Genomic DNA, 22,818 nt, shown 5'->3' on the forward strand with positions numbered 1-22,818 from the left:
TCAGATGCTCGACCGGATGGCAGGCAGCGCGTCCGCCACGTTGGACGACACCTTGCGGCCGAACGGCGTCTCGGACCGGGCGAGTTCCTCCGCCAGCCGGGACGGCTCGATCCACACGTGCGGCAGCTCCAGATCGAGCGCGGCGACGCGGTTGAGGAAGTAGCTGAACTCGTAGGCGGTGTAACTGTTCGACGTCTTGGAGAACTTGAGGGAGTAGTTCGTGTAGAACGGCGTCCCGCTCCAGGTGCCGTTCAGGTCGGCGATGACGTTGTTCACCCCGGTCTGGATGGCCGATACGTAGGCGTCCTGACGGCCGACGCGCAGCTGTTCCAAAGCGTCCGAGAGGGCGCGGAACGTGGATCCCTCGGTGAGGGCCAGGATCGGGCGGCTGCCGTCGTCCGGGCCGTCCGGGGCGGCGGCCAGTTCGTCGCGGGTGAGAATGAGCGACGCGTAGGGGAACATCCAGGTGTCCCAGGTGCCGGCCGGGTGCGGGTCCACCACGAGGATCTGCTTGGCGCTGTTGACGACCACCTGGGGGGCGGTCAGCGCGTACCGCTGGGGGACGACGGCGGCGTCCAGGCGTTCGTCGTTGAGGTCCGAGTCCCGGTCCCAGGAGTAGTCAGCGTTGGTCATGGGGTCACTCTCTGCTTTCTGTTCGATGGTCTCCGCGGTCCGCGAGGGCGTTCGCGTTCTGCGATTCCCGGTCTGTGGTTTCGCAGTCTGCGATCTGCGGTCCGGTCTGCGGTCTGCGGTCTGCGGTCTGCGGTCGCACTCTAGGGTCCGCGGAGGCGTTCGATCTCCCGCCGGGCGCGGGACTGCGCCCGGGACAGGAAGACGTCGGTCGGCCGGAAATCAGGGTTGCCGCTGTGCCGGAACAAGGGGGTGCGGGTGCGCACCGAGCCGGAGGGCGTGACCTCGGTGAGCGGCACGGGCGATCCTGCCGGAGGCGGATGGGTCTCGGCGGTGAGCACCGAGACCCACACGGTGCCCAGACCCTGCCGGAGGGCGGCCAGGCAGCGGTGGACCCCGTCGAGGATCAGCAACCCGTTCGGGTGACGCTCGACCAGCGGGCCGAGCAGCAGCGTGCCGTCCGGCGGCGGCCCGGCGATGACGGGCCGGTACGGGGCGATCCCGGCGCGGGTGAACGCACGTAGCAGTGCCTGGGCCGACGTGTAGGGGCCGGGCGCGACCAGCTCGATCACGCTGCGGAGCGAATGCAGACCGACCTGTTCGCATGTGACTTCCACCGCCCCGAAGCGGTCGCCCCAGACGTCGGCCACCGCCTGTCGCCAGGCCCGCGCGGCCAGGTCCGGGGAGAGCGGGGTCATCGGCGGGCCGCCGTCGGCGCGGGGCTGGCGGGGAGCCGCCAGGGCGGGTCGTCCAGCCGTGAGTCCGCCCCGTCCACCACCGACAGGACCACCAAGTCGCCTGCCGGGGTGCCGAGATGGCAGAGGTCCCCGGTGAACGTGCCCCGGTCGCCCCGTTGGAAGTCGCCGCGGTCACGCATGTGGCTGACGAGGACCGGGAGTCGGCGGGCCACCTCACCGGGCAGCGCGGCCGACACCTGTTCGGGTACAAGGCCGAGCAGGGTCGGCAGATACGCGCTGTGCGCGTCCGCCACCACCCGGCCGCTCACCGTCACGTTCCGCAGCAGCGTGCGGGCGGCGGTGAGGCCGGTGAGGGGCGCGTCGGCGGGGTCCTCGTAGCGGAAGAAGGGGCACAGGATGCCCGCGCCGGTGCGCAGCCGGATCCGCCAGTCCTTGCCGTGCTCGCGCAGCCGGGCCTCGGGGTGGGCGCGGCCGTGGGCCGACAGGCGGCGGGTGATTCGGACGGCCGCCTCCGGGCCCACGTCGAACACCACGTCGTAGTCGTGCATGCTCGACACGGTGGGGTCCCCGAGCAGCAGGCGGGCCGATCCCGTGAGTCCGAGCGGACCGGCGGGCAGTGCGTCGCCCAGGACGCGGGCCAGCTCGGCGAGATGGGACTCGGCGTAGCGGCGCAGGAAGGATCCGGGCACCGTGTCGGTGCGCGGGTCGACGACGGCGGACAGGTGCAGGTCGACCTGGGAGAGCGGCACGATCGACTTCGCCGAGAAGGGGTGCGCGTGGTCGAAGCAGGTGCCCGTCGGGAAGCGGACCAGCTCCCGCTCCCGCTCGGACATCCCCCGCCCGTCCGCCACGTACGCCTTGCGGTACCGGGACCCGAACAGCGCGTATCCGCCCGCCGCGGACGGCACGAAGGCCAGTTCCCCGACCAGGTGTCCGGGCGGGTGGCAGTGGCCGTGCACCGCCAGGATCCGGCCGTCCTTCAGTAGGACGTAGTCCTGGTCCCGGATGGGCGTCCTGTTCCCCTCGGCGCCTTCCGGGCGCCGCGGTGCCGGGGTCCGTGCTCCCGCTCGCATGCCGGCTCCGCCTTTCGCCGTGTCGGAGGTGATCAACGCCGATGGCAGGTTTCCGGCGTCCGGCGGGCTCCCGCCCGCGCGACCCTCCGGCCGTGATCGACAGTCCTCCCAGGATGGGCCGATACCGCACGCGTGCCCAGGGGTTGCCCGCTAGCCTGGTGGTCCGGCAACAGGCAAGACCTTGGAGCGCACCGTGGAATCCTTCGGCACGCGACTGCGCCGGTACCGGGGCGAACGGCAGTGGTCGCTGTCGGATCTCGCCGCGCGGACGCACTACTCTCCGGGGCACCTGAGCAAGGTGGAGAACGGCCTGCGCACACCGACCCGGGAACTGGCGGCGAGTTGTGACGCGGCGCTGGGCGCCCGGGGCAGCCTCCTCGCGGCGCTGGGCGCGGGCCGGACCGACGACGCGGCGCGAGGCGCGGGCGGGCCCGGAACGTCGGCGCCCGCGGCGGCGTTACCCGACGAGGCCGCCCTGCCCGCACTGCCCGCCACCCTGTCCGCCGGAGCGGCCACCCCGGTCGTCGCGGCGCTGACCACCGTCCTCGACGGGCTGCGGACCACCGCGCAAAGCGCCGGCCCCGGAGCCGTGCTGGAGAGCGCGGCCGCACAGGTGCGGGCCCTGCGCGACATGGCGGCGCACGCCCGCGGCCCCGAGGCCGGGCATCTGCTGTCCCTGGCCGGCCGCTACGCGGAGTTCATCGCCTGGATGTGCCAGGAGGCCGACGACGAACGGTCCGCCCTCGGCTGGGCGCGCACCACGGCCTCCCTCGCCCGGCACGTCGGCTCACCGGACATGGAGGCCAACGCCGTCCTGCGGCGCTCCCTGCTCGCCCTCTACTGCGACGACGGCGCTGCCACCGTCGAACTGGCCTCCGCCGCGGCCGGCTTCACGGCCTCCCCGGCCACCCGGGTGCGGGCGCTGCTGCGCCTGGCCCAGGGCCACGCCCTCAGCGGCGACGACCTCCGCTGCCGCCGCGCGCTCGACGACGCGTACAGCCTGCTGTCCGGCACGGCGCTTTCCGGCACGGCGCTCTCCGCCACGGCCGTGGGTTCGGTCGCGGGTGCGGCCGTGGGTTCGGTCGCGGGTTCGGTCCAAGGCTCGTTTCCGGGTCCGGCCGCGGGTCGGTTCCCGACGGGGCCGCCCTCGCCGCCGCGTCCGGCGCCGCTTACGCCGCCGGTCACGGGAGCGGTCACTACGGCACCCGGCACGTCGCCGATCCCGCCGCCATGGCGAGGGGCTGGTGCCTCCAGGTGCTCGGCCACCACGAGGAGGCGCTCGGCCTGCTGGGCGCCGAGGCGCGCCGCATCCCGGCCCACGCGCACCGGGCGCGGGCCCGGTTCGAGGTCAGGGTCGCGCTCGCCGCGCTCGGCACCAACGACGTCGACCGGGCCTGCGCCACGCTGCGCGACGTCCTCACGGTCGCGCCGGGCCTCGACTCCGCCACCCTTCGCACCGACCTGCGCGGCTGTGTCCGGGCCCTGTCGCGGCACCGCCGGCACCCGGCCGTCGCGGAGCTGCTGCCCGTCGTCAGCCGCCAGGCGTCCCGCCGTACGGCCGCATGACCGCGCCCGTGCCCGTGCCCGTGCCCACCGGCATCTTCGTCAACTACCGGGTGGGCGACTGCGAGACGGAGGCGGCGCTGCTGCACCGCCTTCTGGCCGACCGGTTCGGTGACGAGCAGGTGTTCTTCGCCAGCAGTTCCATCCGTCTGTCCGAGGACTTCACCGAAGCCCTCCCCGAGGGCCTCACCCGCTCCTCCGTCCTGATCGCCCTGATCGGACCGGAGTGGTTGACCGTCACCGACGCCCACGGCGCCCCGCGGATCCATCTGGAGAAGGACTGGGTCCGCCGCGAACTCGCCCACGCCTTCCAGCACGGGATCCCTGTCGTCCCCGTCCTGGTCGACCGGGGACGGCGCATCCGGATGCCCTCGGCCGCCGAACTGCCCGACGACCTCGCCAGACTGGAACGCTGCCAATACCTGCGGATGCACTACCAGGACCTGCGACTGGACCGCCTCTTCGCGGAACTCGCGGTGCTGACCCCGCAGACCTTCGCCCACCGCGTCCTGCTGCCCGCCGAGGAACTGCCCCCCGAGCCCGTCCCCAGCATGCTGCTGCGCGCCGAGTACGGCGTCGTCCCCTTCCACGGCCGGGAGACCGAGCAGGAGGAGTTCCACGCCTGGTGCGAGGAACCGGCGGGATCGGCCGTACGCCTGATCACCGGGCCCGGCGGCCAGGGCAAGACCCGTCTCGCCCTGCACCTGTGCCGGCAGGCCGCCGAGCGGGGTTGGTTGGCGGGGTTCGTCGACGAGTCCTGCGCACCGGACGACCTCGCCGTGCTGGCCCGCTGCACCGCGCCCCTCCTTCTGGTCCTCGACTACGCCGAGGCCCGCGCCGAGCAGTTGCTCGTCCTCGCCGCCGAGTGCGTACGCCGCGACGCCGGCGCCGGGCCGGTGCGTCTGCTGCTGCTCAGCCGGGCCGGCGGGGAGTGGCAGCGCCCGCTCGCCGAGCACGCCGACGACCGGATCGCCGTCCTGTTCGCGGCCATGACGGAACGCCGGCTCGCCCCGCTGGTGCCGTCCGCGGCGCAGCGGCAGGCCGAGTTCGTCGGCGCGGCCCAGGAGTTCTCGGCCCACCTGGCCGGTACCCGCCCCGAGGCCGCCGTGGTCCCCGCCGACCTGTGCGCCGCCCGCTACGACCGGATCCTGGACGTGCACGCCGCCGCCATGGTCGCGCTGCTCGAACAGGACGAGCCGCTGGGCAGCGTTCCTTCGGCTTCACCCGACCCGGTGGCCCGGGTGCTCGCCCACGAACGCCGGTACTGGAGACGGCTGCTGGCGGTCCACGGGCTCCCCGAGGACACCTCGCTGCACGCGGACGCGCTGATCGCGGTCGCGACCCTCTTCGGGGCCGGCACCGAGGAGGGGGCGCTCGCCCTGCTGTCGGACACCCCCACCTTCGAGGACGCGTCCGTGCCGCTCCGGCGCCGCCATCTGCGCTGGGCCTCGGCCGTCCTCCAGGGTGGCCCCGGACTGCACCCCCTGCGCCCCGACCGGCTCGGCGAGGAACACGTCTCGCGCGTCCTGGCCTCCCTCCCCGAGGTGGCCACCGCCCCCCTGCCGGGGCTGGACGACGGCCAGGCCCGCCGGGCGCTGACCGTCCTCGGCCGCGCCGCCGTACGCCACCCGGTCGCCGCCCGCACCGTCACGGCGCTGCTCGCCCACGACATCGACCGCATGCTGCCCCTGGGCATGGAGGTCGCACCCCAGCTGGAGAATCCGCGCGTCTTCGCCCGGACCCTGCTGGACGCCCTGCAGGCGCACGACGACGACCACACCGTGCGCCTGGTCCTCACCCACCTGCCCGACGAGAGCGTCGCCCTCGCGGACCTGGCGGTGCTCGCCAGCGAACTCACCCTGGACAACGTCAAACGGCACGCGTCCGTCAACCCGGCCGCCACCGCCCGCCTGCTGCTGCGCTACACCTACCACCTCAAGAGCAGCGGGCGCCGCCGGGAAGGCCTGCGCGCGGCCGAGGAGGCGGCCGGGCTCTTCGAGCAGCTCGCGGCGGACAGCCGCCAGACGCATCTGGCCGACCTCGGCCGCGCCCTGCACAGCCTCGCCGTCATGCTCGACGAGACGGGCGAGCGGGAGCGGGGCCTGCGCACGATCCGCCGCGCCGTCGAGGTGCGCAGGGAGCTGTGCGAGCAGAGCGATGTCTACCTGCCCGAGCTGGCGCTCTCGCTCGACGTCCTCGGCGCCGACCTCGCCGAGCGGGGCCACCGGGCCGAGGGCCTCGCGGCCGGCCGGGAGGCCGTACGGATCTTCGAAGGGCTCGCCGCCGACCGTCCGGTGCTGTACGAGGCGCAACTGGCCACCGCCCTCGGCAACCTGGCGCTCCAGTGGGAACGCTTCGGCGATCCCGGCGAGGCATGCGCGGTCTCCGCGCGCTGCGTGGACGTGCTGCGCCGCCTGTCCGACCAGAACCCCGACGCACACCTGCTCAAGTACGCCGAGGCACTGAACCACCACGCGTCCGCACTGGCCAGGGCGGGCCGGCGCGCGGAGGCGCTCGCCCCCGTCGTGGAGGCGGTGGAACTGCTGCGCGGCCTCGTCGAGACCGACCCGGGACTCACCGAGGACGCCTCCAACCCGAGCGTCCGGCTGGCCTCGGCGCTCGTCAACCTGTCGATCGTGCAGTCCGCGAACGGACTGCACGCCGAGGCGCTCGCCTCGGCGGTGGAGGCGGTGGAGGCCCACCGGCGCCTGGCCGAGGCCCTGCACGGGGTCTACCGGCCGCGCCTGGCCGTCGCGCTCACCACGCTGGCCGCCCGGCACGGCGCGGCCGGCAATCTCAAGGAGGCGCTGGCGGCGGCCGTCGAGGCGGTCCGCATCCGCCGGTCCGACCCGGAGGGCCGCCCGGCGGACCTCGCGCACGCGTTGGGCAACCTCGCGGCGCTGCTCGCGCGGGCGAAGCAGTGGCCGTACGCAGAGCAGACCGCCGCCGACGCCGTGGCGGTCTACCGCTCGCTCGGGGATCTCGACGAGCAGGCGCACGCCGAGGCGCTGGCGGGGGCGCTGCACACCCGCGCCGCGGCGGCGAGCCACGTAGAGGGGGCCACCGACCGCATGATCGAGGCCATCGACGCCTCCGTGGAGCTGCGGCGCGCGCAGGCCGCGACGCTCGGGGGCCGCCACGAAGCGGCGCTGACCAGTGCCCTGTTCGCCCAGGCGGTCCTGCACGAACGGGCCGGCCTGCCCGACGCCCCCGCGATCCACGCCGAGGCGACGAAGCGCCGGGACGATCTCCAGAAGCCCGCGCCCTGAGCGCTCGTGGTCCGGCACGTCCACGGTCGTCTCGAGGCCCTGCCACTGTCCGGTGCCGGGCCGCGCGGCCGCCGTACCTTCGAACCTGCTCGAATCCTGGCACGGAACGTCGCGGTGGCAGGCCTCATCGGCGCAGCCTGGTGGCCCGCGGCGTGGTCGCCGGGGGAGCCGAGGGGGGACCTCACGGGTGCCCGCATAACAGGAGGGAGCGACGTGCGAATTCGTGTGCTTCAGGAGGTAGGGGGAGTATGAGTACCCGGTCACGTGCCGTCAGGTTCCTGGCGGCCGGTGCTTTGCTGTCCAGCGGGCTGACGGCCGCCGCCGGCGCGTCGGCCGTCGCGGCGCCTGCCGCGGCTCAGTCGGGTTCGAGTGCGCCCGTCGCCGCCGCCGCGGTGGGCTGCGGCGGCTCGTACAGTCGCGGACCGTACTTCTACGCCGGCGTGGACGCCAGCACTCGTGCGGGCAAGCGCATGGTCATGGACATCCAGGGTCCGTGGACCACTGCCGGTACGCAGGCTCACATGTGGAGCTGGTACAACGGTCAGAGCCAGTACTGGTGTCTGGCGCCGGTCCAGAACGGGAGCTCTGGCGGCACCTTCTACGGGGTCCGCAACTACTACACGGGCAAGTGCCTGGACTCGGGCGCCACCGGCTACGGCACCCTGGTCAAGCAGCAGGACTGCAGCCTGTCCAAGTACAGCCAGCTGTGGTGGATCACGAACAAGGGTTCGTACTCCACGCCGGAAGGCTCGAAGACCGCCTATGAGTTCAGGAGCCTGGCCAACGGCCAGGGCTACTGCCTGGACGTGAAGGACTTCGGCTCCACGGACGGCACCGTCCTTCAGACCTGGTCCTGCAGCAACGGGAGGAACCAGCGCTTCTACTGATGCGCAGGCTGGGCGCAGGGGACAGATCCAACCCTGCGCCCAGCCCCGGGTGAACCGGGCGCAGCCGTCGCGGGCGGCACGCTCCAGCAGGCCGTGACCGACCGCGCCGTACGTCGCCCCGTGCCCACGCCGGTGCTCGGCCGTGAGCGTCAGCCCGACCGAAGTGGCCGGATACGGCGGGCACCGGCCGCGGTGCCGCCGGCGCGCGCGGCCGACGGGCGGCTGGTGCCGGCCGTCGACGTCACCTGCCGGCTGCGACCGGGACGCCCACACCTCACCGCAGCGGACTCTGTGCCACACCTACGGCCGGGGCAGAACCGGCACATCCCCGCCCCAGCCGGCCATGCTCAATCGTCTGAGCCCTCGGACCGAGCCGCGGCTCGTGGTCCGCGCCCCCTGCTGGACGCCCCGCGTCTGAACCGCGGGAACGGCACCGCCACCGTCACCGCCCGGCAACTGCGCGAGCTGGTCCAGCAACTGATCAGTACAGGTGAGTGGCAGCCGGGTGACCTGGACGCCCTCGTCGTCGGGGCCGCCGGACAGGACGCACCTCGCCTGGCCTCTCTGCCGGACGGCCTGCCGGTGCAGGTGCTGTCCCGGATGCGCTCGGGCCGCATCCTGCGCGGAGCCGTCCTACCCCGGCAGCCGCACACCCCGGGCCGTCCGTCTCGCCACGGCGGCGATTTCGTTTCGGGCAGCCGGCCACCCGGGGTGCCCAGACACACCCGACACCCGGCTCTGCGGCCAAGCCACCACCTGCGCCCCCAGCACATCCGACCCACCGTCGCCTGTCCAGCCCGGGCGCCGAAACCCTCCAACCCCGGCCCCGGACTGCCGCCAGGACGCAAGGACACCCGGCCCGCCCCACGCCACGACGTACGCGCCCCGAACAGCAGACCCCGCGAAACAACGAACGAAGAAGCCGATCACCCCACGGCCCCGCCGCACAGGTCAAAGATCAAGCCACAGCCTCCCCTTCGTCGACTGGACGTACCTCACCCCCACCTCGATTCCGTGCGCTAGCCAGCGAGCTGGGCTGCGCGGCGAGCGCGGCAGGCTCAGCGAGGTGCGCGGCCGCCGTACGCCACGCGCTGGTCACCGCCGCGCGGGCTCGCGCCGTGCGTACGGTGCTGTCGCCGGTCAGAACGATCGGAGCGCCGATATGGACATGCAGTGCGGGCCGGCGCAGCGGGGCTGTGGCGAGACCGGCGATCTGCTTGATCACGCTGCCCGACGTGATGCGGCGGGCACCCGCCTGGCCGACGGGCACGACAGGGGCACCGGTGCGCTCGCAGAGGCGGGCCAGGCCGGTGCGGAAGTCACCCGGGGCCGCTTCCGCGACGTCCCTGCGGCGGGGCAGGCCGCCCTCGGCGTAGATGAGCAGGTACCGGCCCTGCTCGAGCGCGCGGGCGGCCAGGTCGAGCGCGGCCGGGGCCCGTCGGTCGCCGCGGTGCACAGGGATGTGTCCCTCGCGGGTGAGGGAGCGGCCGAGTACGGGCAAGCGCCACAGGCCGGCGGTGGCCATGATGACCGGTTCGATGCCCAGGCGGTGCAGGGCCGCGATCACGACGGCGGGGTCGGCGAGCGAGGTGTGGTTGACGGCGATGATGCTGCCCGGTGCCAGGTCGGCGCCGGGGTCGGTGGTCACCGACAGGCGGCCGAAGGCGGGCACCAAGGTGTCGGCGATGCGGCTGAGCACGGAGCGGTCTCCAGATCTCGACGATGTTGGTCTTCATCGTCGGCGGCGGGGCGCCCGTCGGCCTGAGTTGTCGTACTCATCTTCCCCGCCTGCTGGTGCTCAGCTCGGACCTGTCGCAGCCGACGGCCCCGGGCCGACGTCCGTGCCGATGCCCGCGCCGCGCCTCGTCTTCGGGCCACTGCGGCTCCGCCACCGGTCTCACCGTGTCGCGCAGACTCCGTCTCACGAATGCCCGCCGTCCGTTCGCGCGAGGTGGCACCGTCCGGCCCGGACTCCTCGCCGGTGCGGGCTCGTCCGTGCTTCGTGACGCAGTCGCCGGGGAGTCACGCCGGCACGGTGCCGGGCAGCCGACGTCCTGCGGCGGGCGGTCCGCAAGACGCGTCCCTTCCCAGTCTGGTCCGGGCCGTGGACCGGGAGACGGCGGCCGCCTTGCAGCGGGGGTTCCCGGCCGGCTGCGGGCACGGCACGGAAGGCGGGGGCCGGGGGCCATCGAGCCGTGGAGCCGTGGAGCCGACGGCTGCCGTCGGCGCGCGGTCAGCCGCCCGGGCCGCCCGTGTCCTGCCGGCCCGTCCGGTGCTCCGCCAGTTGCCGGAGGATCACCCAACGGGTCACGGCGTATCCGAGCAGACCGGTGTATGCGGCCATGAAGGCCACGAAGGCCCACAGGCCGAGGCCGGACAGCCCCAGCGCACCGAGCAGCCGCAGCACGACGGCGGCGACGACGCCCGCCGCCACCCCGATCAGCAGGCCGAGCGCCCACCACCGAGCGGGCAGCCGCGCAAGCAGGCGCCCCGACCTGGGGGGTTCGTCCGCCGCCACCAGGCGTCCGGCGGTGAGCTCGTGTCGTACTCCTTTCGTGATGAACAGCGCCACCAGCAACGACAGCAGGACCGAGGTCACGAAGACGTCGGTGGTGATGCCGTTGCTCCCGGCGAGCGGGACGAAGTCCGTGCGGCGATGGCCGAGCCAGGTGATCAGCGCGTTGACCACTACGTTGATGAGCGCGGCGGTCGTCGCCTGCCTGCGCAGGTAGGAGGTCACCGGCATACGAGTCCTCCGTTGCACGGCCGGGTCCGCTCCCGGCTACAGCCTGACCACGAGGCGCACCGGGTCGCCCTCTTTCGTCCGCAGCCGCTCCACACCCCGGGCGATTTTCTCCAGGGGCAGCACCTCGGAGACCGAGCGGGACAGGTCGAGGCGGCCGGCCGCCAGCAGGCGCATGAGCTGGGTGAGGTGGCGGCGGGTGTAGCCGTCGTGGCCGAGGACGGAGTGGTTGTGGTGGGCGAAGAGGATGGTGTTCTCGGCGAGGTGGACCGATTGCGGCGACATGCCGATCACGACGGCCCGTCCGTACCGGCCGAGACAGGAGACTGCCTGTGCGAGGGCGCTGCCGGCGCCGGAGAGTTCGGCCGTCAGGTCCAGCCCCTCGCCGTCGGTGAGCCGCCGCACCTGCTCGTGGACGTCGGTCGTCGTCGGGTCGAAGGCGTGGTCGGCTCCGGCCTCCAGCGCCCGCCGGCGGGCGGAGTCGAGGGGGTCGACGGCGACGACGAGGCTCGCCCCGGCCAGGAGGGCGACCTGGACCGCGTGCACGCCGAGGCCGCCGACACCCCATACGCCGGCCCGCTCCCCCGGGCGCAGCCCACCGCGTTCGACGATTCCCGAGAACGGTGTGGCGACCGCGTCGGCGCAGATCGCCGCCTGCTCGACGGGCACCCCGTCGGGCACCTCCACCAGGGTCTGGAACGGTGTGATGACGTACTGCGCCCAGGCGCCGTCCCAGTTCTGCCCCATCGTCTGCGGGGTGAGGCAGCCCTGTACGTCACCGCAGTGGCGGCAGGAACCGCAGGCCCTGCCCGGCGCGACGACCACCCGCCGGCCCGGCTGCCAGTAGGGGACGTCGGCGCCCACCCGGGCGATGGTGCCCGCCGGCTCGTGGCCCGGGGTGACCTCTTCCAGCGGGCAGTCGAGGGTGTCGTCGATCATATGCACGTCCGACAAGCAGATCCCGCAGGCGCCGACGCGGGCCAGCGCGTCGGACGGTCCCGGCTGCGGCACCGGCACCTGCGCCACCCGCAACTGGCGGTCGGCCCGAAAGAAGCGCGCCGCACGCATGGTCGGCGTCGTCATCAGCTCACCTCCGGTGAACGCGTTGACACGATCACCGTGTGACCAAATGACCGACATCTACGCTTCTGGCGGACCCAGCCCGGCAGCGGATCCGGGCCCCTCGTCCCGCCGTCCCTCTCTCCGGGCCCTCGGCTGTGCCCACCCGCCCTCCTCGCCCACACGCCCCGAGGCGCCGGTTCTGTGCAGCCCGGTTCGGCTGAATGCGTCCTTCGCCGAGGCAACCGCTCACTGCTAGCGTCGGGCGAGGTGCGGACCGGGCGGGTACGGGGGCGGGCGACGGGGGCGGGCGATGTCAGCAGCCGAGGTGATCGATCTGGTCGCGCTGGGCGAGGACTTCGTCCGCGATCCCTATCCGGTCTATGCGGCGCTGCGGGAACGCGGCCCCGTGCACAAGGTGCGGATTCCAGAGGGTACGGAGGCCTGGCTCGTTGTCGGGTACGAGGCCGGCCGGGCGGCGCTCGTGGACCCGCGGTTGTCCAAGCAGTGGAAGAACGCCTCGCCCTCCTTTCCGATCCCCAGTCCCTCCGCGGGGCCGCACATGCTCAACTCCGATCCGCCGGACCACGAGCGGCTGCGCAGGCTCGTCGTCCGCGAGTTCACACCGCGCCGGGTCGAGCAGCTCGCGCCGCGTGTGCAGCAGATCACCGACGAATTGCTCGACACGATGGTGGCGCTTCCGGAAGGGCGGGCCGATCTCGTCGAGGCGCTCTCGTTCCCGCTGCCGATCTCGGTGATCTGCGAGCTGCTGGGGGTGCCGATGCTGGACCGGGCCGCTTTCCGGGCCTGGACCAGCACGATCCTCACCGACCCCGACCCGGAGGCGCGGTCGGCGGCGACGGGTGAGACGTCCGCTTACCTCGTCGACTTACTGGAGCGCAAGCGCCTGGCCCCGGGCGAGGATCTGATGAGCGCTCTGATCCGCACCACCGATGAGGACGGTGACCGGCTGTCCGCGGACGAACTGCGCGGTACCGCCTGGCTGCTGCTGGTCGCGGGGCATGAGACCACGGTCAATCTGATCTCCAACGGCGTCTTGGCCCTGCTGACCCATCCCGACCAACTCACCGCACTGCGCGAGGACATGACGCTCATCGACAACGCGGTGGAGGAGATGCTGCGCTACGACGGGCCGGTGGAGACGCCGACGTTCAGGTTCACCACGGAGCCGGTCGAGATCGGCGGTACCGTCATCCCCGGCGGTGGTGAGCTGGTCCTCGTCGCCCTGGCGGACTCCAATCACGACCCGGCACGCTTCCCCGACCCCGACCGCTTCGACATCCGGCGGGCCGCGGGCGGTCACGTCGCCTTCGGTCACGGCATCCACTACTGCCTCGGCGCGCCGCTCGCCCGCATGGAGGCGCGGGTCGCGATCCGCGCCCTGCTGGAGCGCTGCCCCGACCTCGCACTCGACGCCCACCCGGCCGCCCTGACCTGGCGCCACGGCATGCTCATCCGGGGCCCCCGCCAGCTGCCGGTGCGGTGGAAGGAGCCGCGCCCTTGAGCTCGCGCGATGGCACACCCGCCGACGCCTGCGAACCGGCCGGCTTGTAGAGCAGCGAACGATCGCGGTAACCGCTGGGCGGACGCATCTCGGATCCGACCCTTCGGAGTAATCATTACTGGTCACAGTGTGCCGCTGACCAGGAATCATGAGCCGGATGAGCAATGTGTGGCAAGGGACAGTCATGTACGGCTCCCGATTCGTGGTTCCGGCGTCGGGTGTGAGGCCGAGGCATGTGCTGTGCGCGGTCGGGGTGGGCTTGGATGCCGGCGCACTCAGCGCGGCAATCGAGGAGGCTGGTGGGGGGGAGTTCACGCTCGCGGAGTTGCGGAAGCGGCCGGATCCTCGCATGCGCGCGGCGTTCGGCGCCGCGCTGGACGCCCGCCGGTCCGTCCTCGATGACGAGTTCACCGACGACGACTGGGCTGCGGTGGATGCCCACGACTCTGTCGCTTACGTGCTCTCACCGCGTATCTCGCAGTCCACCGCCCTCGATGTCTCCGAGCGGGCGCTGGCTGTGACGGCCGCACTGCTGAACTGCGGTGCCACCGCGGTGAGGAACGAGTCCAGTGGAGTGACCTGCGGGCGTGAGCGGTGGCTTGCCCTGGCGGACATGGCTGCGGCTGCTGGGGATGCGTATGACCTGGCGACCGCGCTGAGCCGGGCGTGGGTGGTACCGGCTCTCCGGAGCGAGCGCGATGGCGTGCTGTACAGCTGCGGCATGCATCTGCTCGGCGAAGCCGACGTGGAAATAGCGCCTGGCCGTCAGCACCTGGAAGAGCCAGAACTGCAGCGTGAGTGGGTGACCACCCTGCATATCGCGGCGTACTACCTGCTCACCGACCAGCCCGAACAGGGCATCCGGAACGGTGAAGGGTTCCGGATCTCTCCGGATGCACCCCGATGGGTCATGCATCGACTGGAATGTGAGCGTTACTCCTCAGAATCATTCCTCTTCAACCCCTACGGATATTGGCGGCTCACCCCCGGGTAGGACACAGGAACCTGAGAAGCCTGTGCCCAGGTCCGGCGGAGGTACAGGCATGGACGAAGCCCCGGGCGGAGCGCGACGGCCGTGGGCGGGTGCGGCCCGAGGCCCGCGGCCGTCGCCGCACCCGCCGCCGAACGCCCGAGGGACACGGCAGGGCGGGGCCAGGTCCGCAGGCCCGCGTTGCCACCGGCCGGCCCGCGTCGCGGCGTCACAGACCGCCGCCGCGACGACGGGAGCGGCACCGTGGGAGCGGCACCGTGGGAGCGGCATAGCCGGCACGGTGCCCCGCCGGCGCACGGCCGGCAGGCCGCAGGCCGCTTCCGGTCAGTTGCCGTCCACGCCGTGGTCCTGCTCCGCCACCTTCCGCAGGGCCTCGGCGACGACTTGGGCGTCCTCGTCGCTGAGGTATACCGAAAAGCGGCGGTGGATGCTGCGCAGATACACCGGAGCGGTGGCGCGCAGCATGGCAGCGCCCTCCTCGGTGATCGCCGCCCAGGACACCCGGCCGTCATACGGATCGGGCGTCTTGTGCACCAGCCCTGCGCGCACCATGTCGTCCACCAGACGGCTCACTCGGGTGCGACTCAGTACGACGCGGTCTGCGACCTCCCGCATGCGCAGGCCCTCCGCGCCGGCCGCCTTGAGTTCGAGCAGTACGTCGTACCACGTGAGCGGGACACGACCGTCGCGCTGGACGTCGCTCTCGATCGCCTGCAGTGCGGCCTTGTGGGCGAGCAACATCGCCCGCCATGCCTCTAGTCCGTAGTCGCGGTCAGCCATCAGGCCATTGTATTCAGGGTTGCGTGCGTGCGCACACAAACGTTAAAGTGTGTGCGCACGCACGGAAATCCCGGCTGGTGTGGTCGCGTGCGTTCCCACACGGCCCGTGTCTCATCGGAGGTACCACATGGTGCAGAACCTGACCCGCGACGAGGTCAAGCAGAAGATCGACGCCGGCGCGACGGTCCTTGAGGCCCTGCCGGAGCAGTACTGGGAGGACGCCCATCTGCCGGGCGCCCACTGCCTGCCGCTCGACCGGGTGGACACCCTCGCTCCGGAGCTGGTGCCCGACAAGCAGTCCGAAGTGATCGTCTACTGCACCGGTCCCACCTGCCCGAACTCCGGCCAGGCCGCCGGTCGGCTGACCCAGCTCGGCTACCAGCAGGTCTACACCTACAAGGACGGCAAGGAGGACTGGATCGGCGCCGGACTGCCGACCGAGTCCGCGAAGCAGGCACAGGGAAGCGGAGACGACCGATGACCGAGAACACGATCACGCCGACTCGCTCGGTCGGCGGTGTGGAACTGCCGGCGCCGGGCATCTGGAAGGTCGACCCGGGCCATGCCGAGGTCGGCTTCATGGGACGCCACCTGATGCTGACGAAGGTGCGTGGGCGCTTCACCTCGGTGGACGCCACCGTCCACATCGGCGATCGGCCCGAGGACACCACGGTGACCGCGGTGATCGACATGGCCAGTGTCGACAGCGGTGACCGGACGCGCGACGACCACCTGCGCTCCGGCGACCTCTTCGACGTGGAGAACCACCCGCGGGCCACCTTCCAGTCCACCTCGGTGACCTGGGACGGCACGACCGGAAAGCTCGTCGGAGACCTGACGATCAAGGGTGTGACCCACCCCGTCACGCTCGATGTCGACTACCTGGGCTACGTCCGCGACCCGTGGGGCGGCGACCGCACGGTCTTCTCCGCCGCAGGCCGGGTCAACCGGGAAGACTGGGGACTGACCTGGAACATGGCCCTCGAGACCGGCGGCATCCTCGTCTCCAAGGAGATCGAACTGTCACTGGAGATCGAGGCGATCCAGCAGGTCTGAACCCTCGACGCCCCGGGCCCGGCACCCGTCCGGGCCCGGGAGACGTCCGGCACTGGCGGCGTCCAGCCCGGGAGGCGGACGGGCCGGGAGGCATCCGGGCCGGGAGGCGGACGAAGGGCGTTCCACGGGCGGCGGCGTGTGCGTCCCCGCGGGCACCGGCCGCCCTGACGGCGCCCGGCGACTGTACCCGTCTCACCGCCGAGGATCCCACCTCCACGCCGGTCGATCACCTAAGCCGGATGAGTACGCGTGCTCAGGCGCGCCGTCGTGTCCGGCTCCTAACCTCCGTCACATGCACGAAGACCATTTGGTTCGCGGTCCCGGCCTCCGGGCGGGCATCACAGCCGTCGCCTCCTGCCTGCCCGGGCACGAGGTGACGTCCCAGGACCTGCAGCAGCGGATCACCGAAGAGTCCGGCCTCCGGTTGCCGGACCGGATGCTCGAACGCGTCACCGGCATCACCTCACGCCGGACCGCGGCACAGGACGAGTACGCCTCGACGCTCGCGGTGCGGGCGGCCCGCAGGGCGCTCAGCCGGGCCGGACTCGCGCCCTACGACGTGGACCTGCTGGTGTTCGCCTCCGCCACCCGGGACATGGCGGAACCGGCGACCGCCCATGTCGTCCAGGCCGAGCTGGGCTCGGCCGCGCACGCGCTGGACGTGACGAACGCGTGCAACAGCTTCGTCAACGGCATCGACACCGCCCGGTCGATGATCCTGGCCGGACGCGCCCGCCGGGCTCTCGTCGTGACCGGGGAGACACCGAGCCGGGCCGTCCGGTACGACCCCCGCGGCCTGGACCAGTTCCGGAACGGCTTCGCGGGCTACACCTTCGGGGATGCCGGGGCCGCGGTCGTGGTCGAGGCGGTGGACCGGGGCGGCATAGTCGACGTGGGCACCGAGACGCACTCCGAGCACTGGGACGTGGGCGGCATCTTCGGCGGCGGCTCCCGTCACCCCCGCAGTGCGGAGCACACGTACTTCACCGGCGACGGGGCCGGTCTGCGCACGGTGTTCGAGAAGGCCGGAACCGCCGTGCTGGACCGCATGAAGGAGCGCACCGGCCTGGACTGGGACGACTTCCGTCACATCCTGGTGCACCAGGTCACCATGCCCTACCTGGAACGGTTCGTGGAACTCACCGGTGTCCCGCGCGAGCGGCTCGTCGTCACCCTCCCCCGGCTCGGCAACATGGCCAGCGCCACCCTGGGCGTGCAGCTGGACCTGGTCCACGAACGGCTGCGCTCCGGCGACCGGGTGCTGTTCGTGGGCCTGGGCGGCGGCGTGAGCATGATGACGATGGTCTGGGAGAAGTCGTGAGCGCCCTGTGGGTGGTCGTCCCCGCGCACCAGGAGGCCACGCGTATCGGCGCCACACTGCACGCGCTCGCCGCGCAGCACGACCGTGACTTCACCCTCGTCGTCGTGGACAACGCCTCCAGCGACGGCACCGCGGCGGTCGTCCACGACTTCGCCCGGTGGGCACCCTTCCCCGTCCACGTCCTCAGCGAGCCGGAGAAGGGCACCGGCTGCGCGGTGGACACCGGCTTCCGCTACGCCATCGGCAACGGCGCCACGATGCTGGCCCGCACCGACGCGGACTGCCTGCCGCGCCCCGGCTGGACGGCCGCGGCCCGCGAAGCCCTGGGACGGGGCGCGGGCCTGGTGTGCGGGCGCATCGACGCGCGCCGCGACGAGCACGGACCCCTCGGGCGCGCCGCCTTCCGCACGCTGGTCCGCATCGCCGCGTTCTTCGGCCGCATCCGCCCCGCGCACCGGCGCCGGCACGGCTACCTCACCCCCTACCGGATGCACGCGGGCAACAACATGGCCGTCACGGCCGGCCTGTACGAAGCCGTCGGCGGCATGCCGCGCCGCCCCTCCCCCACCGACCGCCTGTTCCTGAACCGGGTCCGCCGCCACACCACCGCCGTGGTCCACGCCCGCGACATGGTCGTGGAGAACTCCACCCGGCGGCTGCGCGCCTACGGTCTGCTCGGCACCGCCCGCTGGTACCTCGACAGAGGGCCGGGCCGTCACACGGAGGACCCCCGCTGATGCTCGACGCACTCCATCACGCTCTGCGCGCCGCCCCCGACCGGCCCGCTGTCCTCGGCGCCGCCCGCACCGGCGCCGTACGCGTCAAGGCCACCTGCGCAGACCTGGCCGACCTCACCGACCGGTACGCCGCCGCTCTGCACCGGCGCGGCATCACCCGGGGCAGCACCGTCGGCGTCGCCGTACGGCCCGGCGCCCGCGCCCTGGCCGTGATGCTCGCCGTGCACCGGCTCGGCGCACGGGCCGCGGTCCTCGACCCCGGTGCCGGACCGGACGTGCTGCGGGCCCGGCTCGCCCTCGCCCGGCCCGATGCCGTCCTCGCCGACGCCGCCGCCCAGGCCGTGGCCGGATGGGGCCGACGGCTCGCCCACCACGCGCGTCTGGCTCTGCCCGATCTCGAGGACCTGGGCCCGGTGGCCACCGTCGGGCCGCGGCTGCCCGGCTGCGCACCCGTTCTGGACGGCGACGCCGTACCGGCAGCCCTGCCGCGCCCGGTGGACGAGGACGGCGACGCGGTCATCGTCTTCACCTCCGGCACCACCTCCCGGCCGCGCGCGGTGGTGCACACCCGCTCGTCACTCGCCGCCGGCATGACCGCGGTCGCCGCGCTGGCCCGGCCCGAGGCCGGCCGGCCCGTCCTGGGCGGCACGTTCTTCGTCCTCGTCCCCTCCCTCGCCGCCGGCGCGGCGGTCGCACTGCCCGCCCGCCCGCCACGTCTGCTGGCGCGGCAGCTGGCCGGGCTGGACCCCCAGCTCACCTACCTGACACCGCCGCAGCTGCGCCGCCTGCTCGCCCGGCGGGCCCGCTTCACGGGACGGGTGTGGACCGGGTCGGCGCCGGTCAGCGCCGGCCTGCTCACCCGCGTCAAGCAGGCGGGCGCAGACGAGGCATGGGGGGTGTACGCGCTGACCGAGCTGTTCCCCGCCGCCGCCGTGGAACAGGCCGACAAGGCCGCCTTCACCGGGCAGGGCGACCTGGTGGGCGCCCCGCTGCCCGGAGTGACCGCCAGGACGGACGCCACCGGCCAGCTGCTGCTGTCCGGGCCCGCCGCCCGCCACCGCTACCTGGGCGAGGACCCGGACCCCTGGATCGCCACCGGGGACCGGGCGCACCTGGACGGCGGCCGGATCGTGCTCGAGGGCCGCTGCAAGGACATGGTGCTCAGGCGTGCCGAGAACATCTACCCCGGCCTGTACGAGCCCTCCTTGCACATACCCGGGGTGGAGTCCGCACTGCTGGTGGGAGTGCCGGCCGCCGACGGCGACGAACGCCTGGTCGCCGTCGTACAGCCGGTCCCGGGCACCGACCCGGCCGCGCTGCGGGCCGCGCTGGCCGGGCCGCTGCGGCGGATGGGGTCCGCACGCCCGGACGCGGTCCTGCTGGCCGACATCCCGCTGTCCGGACGCTCCCGCAAGCCGGACCGCGCCGCCGCCTCACGCCTGGCCGCCGCCCGCCTCGGCGCCGCCCGTCCCACCGCCGGCGGCCGCGGATGAACGCCCGGGACGACGCGCCCCTTTGGGTGGTGGTGCCGGCGTTCAACGAGGAGGCCGGGATCGGCGCCACCCTGGCCGCGCTCGCCGCCCAGACCGACACCCGCTTCAGCCTGGTCGTCGTCGACAACGCCTCCACGGACACCACCGCGGACGTCGTACGCCGCTTCGCCGCCCGCGCGCCGTTCCCCGTGCACCTGGTCCGCGAGGACGAACCGGGCACCGGGGCAGCCGCCGACACCGGATTCCGCTACGCCATCGAACGCGGCGCCGAGCTGCTCGCCCGGACCGACGCCGACTGCCTGCCCGCCGCCGACTGGATCAGCGAGGTACGCGCGGAACTCGGGCGCGGCACGGAACTGGCCTGCGGCCGCAGCGTCCCCCGCGCCGACGAGCGGCCCTCGCCCGCCGAGCGGTACCTGCTGCCGGCGGTGATCCGGGCGACCGCACTGTACGGCCGTTGGCGGCGGGAACACCGCCACCCGCGCTACCGCGCCCCGTACGTGCTGTGCCACGGGCACAACATCGCCGTCACGGCCGCCCTCTACCTGCGCTGCGGAGGCGCGCCCCGCGTCCCGCTGGCCGGGCCGCCCGAGGACGTCGTCCTGCTCAACCGGGCGCGCGAGCACAGCGACCGCATCGCGCGGGCCGAGCGGATGGTGGTCCACTCCAGCCTGCGCCGTCTGCGGGCTTGGGGCGCCCGCCGGACGCTGCTGTGGTGCTGGGACCGCCGCTACCGCCCCGCCGACGAAAGAAAGGTGCACGTCCGATGACCCCGCCGCCCCGTCCGGCCGCCGTCCGGGCGGCACGCCGCCGCGACCGGCGCGTCTACACCCGTTCCCACCCCCTCCTGTTCGCCCTGCTCGCCGCCACCCGCCGCCGGCCGGTGACCCGGATCGGCGGAACACTGCTGATACACGGCAGCGACCCGTACCGCCACGCCCTCACCCGCATACCGCTGGACCGCACCGCCGCCGGCACCACGGCAGGCGCGGCACGGCAACTGTCCGCCGGCACCGTCCTGTTCGACCAGGACGGCACCGGCCACCGCGACACCCGCCGCGCCGTCGCGGACCGTCTCGGCGCGGCCGGCGTGGAACGGCTGCGGCCGGTGTGGCAGGAGGTACTGGAACGCCGGCTGGCCCCGCTCGCCGCCGGCCGCACCGTCGACCTCGTCCCGGTGGCACACGAGCTAGCCGGAGCCACCGTCCGCGCGCTGCTCGGGGCCCACGCGAACCCGCAGCACATCGCCGACGCCGCCGTCCGCACCGCGGCCGCCGCCGTACGCGACCACCTCCCCGGGCCGCGACGGCCCGGCACGGCACACGCAGCAGCCGAGCCCGCGGCACAACTGCACAGCCTGCTCGCGCCCGGCCGGAGCGGGACACCGGGCCGTCACCGGCCACAGCACCCGCTCACACCCGGCGAAGCCGAGGAGACGGGCCTTCGGGCGATGCTCGCGGTCGCCGCCGTCACCACCACCGTGGCCGCTCTCCCCCGCGCCGCGGCCTGGTGCGCCGACGCGGCACTGTGGGAGCAGGCCGCCGACGACCGGCTGCGGCCGGCGCTGGTGCAGGAACTGCTCCGCGTGCTCGCACCCTCCCCGCTGCTGCCGCGCGTGGCGGCAGCCGACGCCGACCTCGGCGGGTGCCCGGTCCGGGCCGGCGACCGGCTGATTCTCGTGGCCCGGCACGCGGCCCGGGCCCACTCGGCTCCGCCGGACGCCCTCAGCCCCGCACCACCCGCCGTGGCACACCTCGTCTTCGGCGCCGGCCCTCACGCCTGCCCGGGCGCCCGCCTGGCCCGCGCCCAGCTCGACGACCTCCTCGCCGCGCTCGCCCCTCACCGGCCCAACGTGGTGCGCGCCCGCGCCGACCGCACCTCGGCCCTGCCCGGCTGGCGCTCCCTCACCGTCCGCGCCGCCCTCCCTCCGGGGCAGGACCGATGACCACGATCGCCGTCACCGGAGCAAGCGGCTTCTGCGGCTCCCACGTCGCCGCCACGGCGGCCGCCCGGGGCGCCGACGTACTGTGCGTGGGGCGCCGCCCCGGTCCGGCCGGCCGGCACATCCCCTGGGACGCCGCCCGCGAAGTGCCCGACCTGTCCGGCGCCGACATCGTGGTGCACTGCGCCGCGGCGGTCGGCGACCCACCACCCGGCTCCGCCGCCGAGGCCGCGATGCACGCCGTCAACGTCGACGGCACGGCCCGGCTGCTGCAGGCCGCCGCCGGCCGGCCGGTGGTATGGGTCAGCAGCGCCAGCGTCTACGCGCCCGACCCCGATCGCACCGCCCTCACCGAAGACCATCCCGTACGGGACCACCTCAACGCCTACGGCCGCACCAAAGCGGCCGGCGAGACGCTGGCGCTCGCCGCGGGCGCCGTCGTGCTGCGCCCACGCGCCGTCTACGGCACCGGCGACCCGCACCTCGTACCCCGGCTGCTGTCCCGCGTCCGCCGTGGAGTGCTCCTGCTGCCCGGGCCCAGCGTCCCGCTCAGCCTGACCGCCGTGGAGAACCTCACCGAAGCATGCCTGGCCGCGGCCGACTGGCCGCCGGGCCCCTACAACATCGCCGACCCGGCACCCTACGACCGCGACGAAGCCGTCCGCGACGTCCTGCACGCCCACGGCACGAACGCGCGAATCCGCCACGTCCCGGTGGCGGCCGCCCGCGCCGCGGCGCACGCCGCCCACGCACTCGCCCGGCTACGCCCGCACACGCAGCCGCTCCTCACCCCCTACGCCGTGCACCAGCTGACCGGCTCCCTCACCCTGGACACCACCAGAGCCCGGGCCCAGGGCTGGACCCCCCACCACACCCTCACCCACTACACGACGCGATTCGCACCGAGGGCGGGGGCGAACGGCTGAGGCACTGCACACCGGTGACATGGACGCCGCAGGCGGTGCTCGTGTTGCGTCACTTGCTTCCGCCCCTACGGTGAAGACGGCGATTGTGCTATTCAGGAGATGTGCGGTGGGGGATCTCGGGGCCC

At 73.6% G+C, this 22,818-nt stretch carries 21 protein-coding genes and 1 pseudogene; 15 read left to right on the forward strand and 7 right to left on the reverse strand.

All coding sequences use genetic code 11. The features are described from left to right. The 3 genes from AB0G63_RS32485 to AB0G63_RS32495 form a co-directional block, all read right to left on the reverse strand. Positions 1 to 633 (reverse strand): hypothetical protein, encoded by a 633-nt coding sequence (locus AB0G63_RS32485; protein ID WP_360757670.1) that lies wholly within the window; start codon positions 631 to 633, stop codon positions 1 to 3. A 140-nt stretch (positions 634 to 773) separates the two neighbouring features. Then, a complete protein-coding gene (locus AB0G63_RS32490; protein ID WP_360757673.1) occupies positions 774 to 1,328 on the reverse strand; it encodes a hypothetical protein in 555 nt (184 codons plus the stop codon). Beyond that, positions 1,325 to 2,401 carry a hypothetical protein gene (locus AB0G63_RS32495; RefSeq protein ID WP_360757675.1) on the reverse strand — a complete coding sequence of 359 codons (1,077 nt, stop codon included), beginning with the start codon at positions 2,399 to 2,401 and terminating at the stop codon, positions 1,325 to 1,327. The genes AB0G63_RS32490 and AB0G63_RS32495 overlap by 4 nt, the downstream gene beginning before the upstream one ends. 193 nt (positions 2,402 to 2,594) lie before the next feature. On the opposite strand from AB0G63_RS32495, the pseudogene AB0G63_RS32500 reads away from it, so the two are divergent. The 5 genes and pseudogenes from AB0G63_RS32500 to AB0G63_RS32520 form a co-directional block, all read left to right on the forward strand. Further along, positions 2,595 to 2,777 (forward strand): annotated as a pseudogene (locus AB0G63_RS32500) (helix-turn-helix transcriptional regulator); the annotation flags it as partial. 854 nt (positions 2,778 to 3,631) lie between these two features. Then, entirely contained in the window at positions 3,632 to 3,967 is a 336-nt protein-coding gene (locus AB0G63_RS32505; protein ID WP_360757740.1) for a hypothetical protein, read from the forward strand. Continuing rightward, positions 3,964 to 7,233 carry a toll/interleukin-1 receptor domain-containing protein gene (locus AB0G63_RS32510; RefSeq protein WP_360757678.1) on the forward strand — a complete coding sequence of 1,090 codons (3,270 nt, stop codon included), beginning with the start codon at positions 3,964 to 3,966 and terminating at the stop codon, positions 7,231 to 7,233. Before AB0G63_RS32505 ends, AB0G63_RS32510 begins: the two co-directional genes overlap by 4 nt. A 248-nt stretch (positions 7,234 to 7,481) precedes the next feature. Continuing rightward, positions 7,482 to 8,120, forward strand: a complete 639-nt coding sequence (locus AB0G63_RS32515; protein ID WP_360757681.1) for an RICIN domain-containing protein — start codon at positions 7,482 to 7,484, stop codon at positions 8,118 to 8,120. A gap of 192 nt (positions 8,121 to 8,312) precedes the next feature. Then, entirely contained in the window at positions 8,313 to 9,143 is an 831-nt protein-coding gene (locus AB0G63_RS32520; protein ID WP_360757737.1) for a transposase, read from the forward strand. Here AB0G63_RS32520 and AB0G63_RS32525 read toward each other — a convergent pair. The 3 genes from AB0G63_RS32525 to AB0G63_RS32535 form a co-directional block, all read right to left on the reverse strand. After that, positions 9,079 to 9,819 carry a lysophospholipid acyltransferase family protein gene (locus AB0G63_RS32525; protein WP_360757683.1) on the reverse strand — a complete coding sequence of 247 codons (741 nt, stop codon included), beginning with the start codon at positions 9,817 to 9,819 and terminating at the stop codon, positions 9,079 to 9,081. The genes AB0G63_RS32520 and AB0G63_RS32525 overlap by 65 nt on opposite strands. A gap of 534 nt (positions 9,820 to 10,353) precedes the next feature. Then, positions 10,354 to 10,866: a hypothetical protein gene (locus AB0G63_RS32530; protein ID WP_360757685.1), complete on the reverse strand. Its 513-nt coding sequence runs from the start codon at positions 10,864 to 10,866 to the stop codon at positions 10,354 to 10,356. A gap of 36 nt (positions 10,867 to 10,902) precedes the next feature. Beyond that, positions 10,903 to 11,946, reverse strand: a complete 1,044-nt coding sequence (locus AB0G63_RS32535) for a zinc-binding dehydrogenase (RefSeq protein ID WP_360757687.1) — start codon at positions 11,944 to 11,946, stop codon at positions 10,903 to 10,905. A 289-nt stretch (positions 11,947 to 12,235) separates the two neighbouring features. Here AB0G63_RS32535 and AB0G63_RS32540 point away from each other — a divergent pair, with 289 nt between their 5' ends. Both AB0G63_RS32540 and AB0G63_RS32545 read left to right on the forward strand, forming a co-directional pair. After that, positions 12,236 to 13,447, forward strand: a complete 1,212-nt coding sequence (locus AB0G63_RS32540) for a cytochrome P450 (RefSeq protein WP_360757690.1) — start codon at positions 12,236 to 12,238, stop codon at positions 13,445 to 13,447. 157 nt (positions 13,448 to 13,604) lie between these two features. Beyond that, positions 13,605 to 14,441: a hypothetical protein gene (locus AB0G63_RS32545; protein WP_360757693.1), complete on the forward strand. Its 837-nt coding sequence runs from the start codon at positions 13,605 to 13,607 to the stop codon at positions 14,439 to 14,441. A gap of 321 nt (positions 14,442 to 14,762) precedes the next feature. On the opposite strand, the gene AB0G63_RS32550 is transcribed toward AB0G63_RS32545, so the two are convergent. Then, complete coding sequence (locus AB0G63_RS32550) at positions 14,763 to 15,218, reverse strand: MarR family winged helix-turn-helix transcriptional regulator (RefSeq protein WP_360757696.1); 456 nt, start codon at positions 15,216 to 15,218, stop codon at positions 14,763 to 14,765. A 127-nt stretch (positions 15,219 to 15,345) separates the two neighbouring features. Here AB0G63_RS32550 and AB0G63_RS32555 point away from each other — a divergent pair, with 127 nt between their 5' ends. From AB0G63_RS32555 to AB0G63_RS32590, 8 genes are all read left to right on the forward strand, one after another. Next, the gene (locus AB0G63_RS32555) at positions 15,346 to 15,699 is read left to right on the forward strand and encodes a rhodanese-like domain-containing protein (protein ID WP_360757699.1); all 354 of its coding nucleotides are present in this window, start codon (positions 15,346 to 15,348) and stop codon (positions 15,697 to 15,699) included. Next, positions 15,696 to 16,274, forward strand: a complete 579-nt coding sequence (locus AB0G63_RS32560; protein ID WP_360757701.1) for a YceI family protein — start codon at positions 15,696 to 15,698, stop codon at positions 16,272 to 16,274. The genes AB0G63_RS32555 and AB0G63_RS32560 overlap by 4 nt, the downstream gene beginning before the upstream one ends. Before the next feature lie 292 nt (positions 16,275 to 16,566). Next, on the forward strand, positions 16,567 to 17,595 hold the full coding sequence (locus tag AB0G63_RS32565) for a ketoacyl-ACP synthase III (protein ID WP_360757703.1): 1,029 nt from the start codon (positions 16,567 to 16,569) through the stop codon (positions 17,593 to 17,595). Next, a complete protein-coding gene (locus AB0G63_RS32570) occupies positions 17,592 to 18,332 on the forward strand; it encodes a glycosyltransferase family A protein (RefSeq protein ID WP_360757706.1) in 741 nt (246 codons plus the stop codon). The genes AB0G63_RS32565 and AB0G63_RS32570 overlap by 4 nt, the downstream gene beginning before the upstream one ends. Beyond that, complete coding sequence (locus AB0G63_RS32575; RefSeq protein WP_360757709.1) at positions 18,332 to 19,825, forward strand: class I adenylate-forming enzyme family protein; 1,494 nt, start codon at positions 18,332 to 18,334, stop codon at positions 19,823 to 19,825. The genes AB0G63_RS32570 and AB0G63_RS32575 overlap by 1 nt, the downstream gene beginning before the upstream one ends. Next, positions 19,822 to 20,595, forward strand: a complete 774-nt coding sequence (locus AB0G63_RS32580; protein ID WP_360757711.1) for a glycosyltransferase family 2 protein — start codon at positions 19,822 to 19,824, stop codon at positions 20,593 to 20,595. Before AB0G63_RS32575 ends, AB0G63_RS32580 begins: the two co-directional genes overlap by 4 nt. Further along, entirely contained in the window at positions 20,592 to 21,770 is a 1,179-nt protein-coding gene (locus tag AB0G63_RS32585; protein WP_360757714.1) for a cytochrome P450, read from the forward strand. Before AB0G63_RS32580 ends, AB0G63_RS32585 begins: the two co-directional genes overlap by 4 nt. Next, on the forward strand, positions 21,767 to 22,693 hold the full coding sequence (locus AB0G63_RS32590; RefSeq protein ID WP_360757716.1) for an NAD(P)-dependent oxidoreductase: 927 nt from the start codon (positions 21,767 to 21,769) through the stop codon (positions 22,691 to 22,693). The genes AB0G63_RS32585 and AB0G63_RS32590 overlap by 4 nt, the downstream gene beginning before the upstream one ends. Positions 22,694 to 22,818 lie beyond the last annotated feature (125 nt).

The sequence above is a fragment of the Streptomyces sp. NPDC020996 genome, assembly GCF_040641355.1.
Classification (GTDB): Bacteria; Actinomycetota; Actinomycetes; order Streptomycetales; family Streptomycetaceae; genus Streptomyces.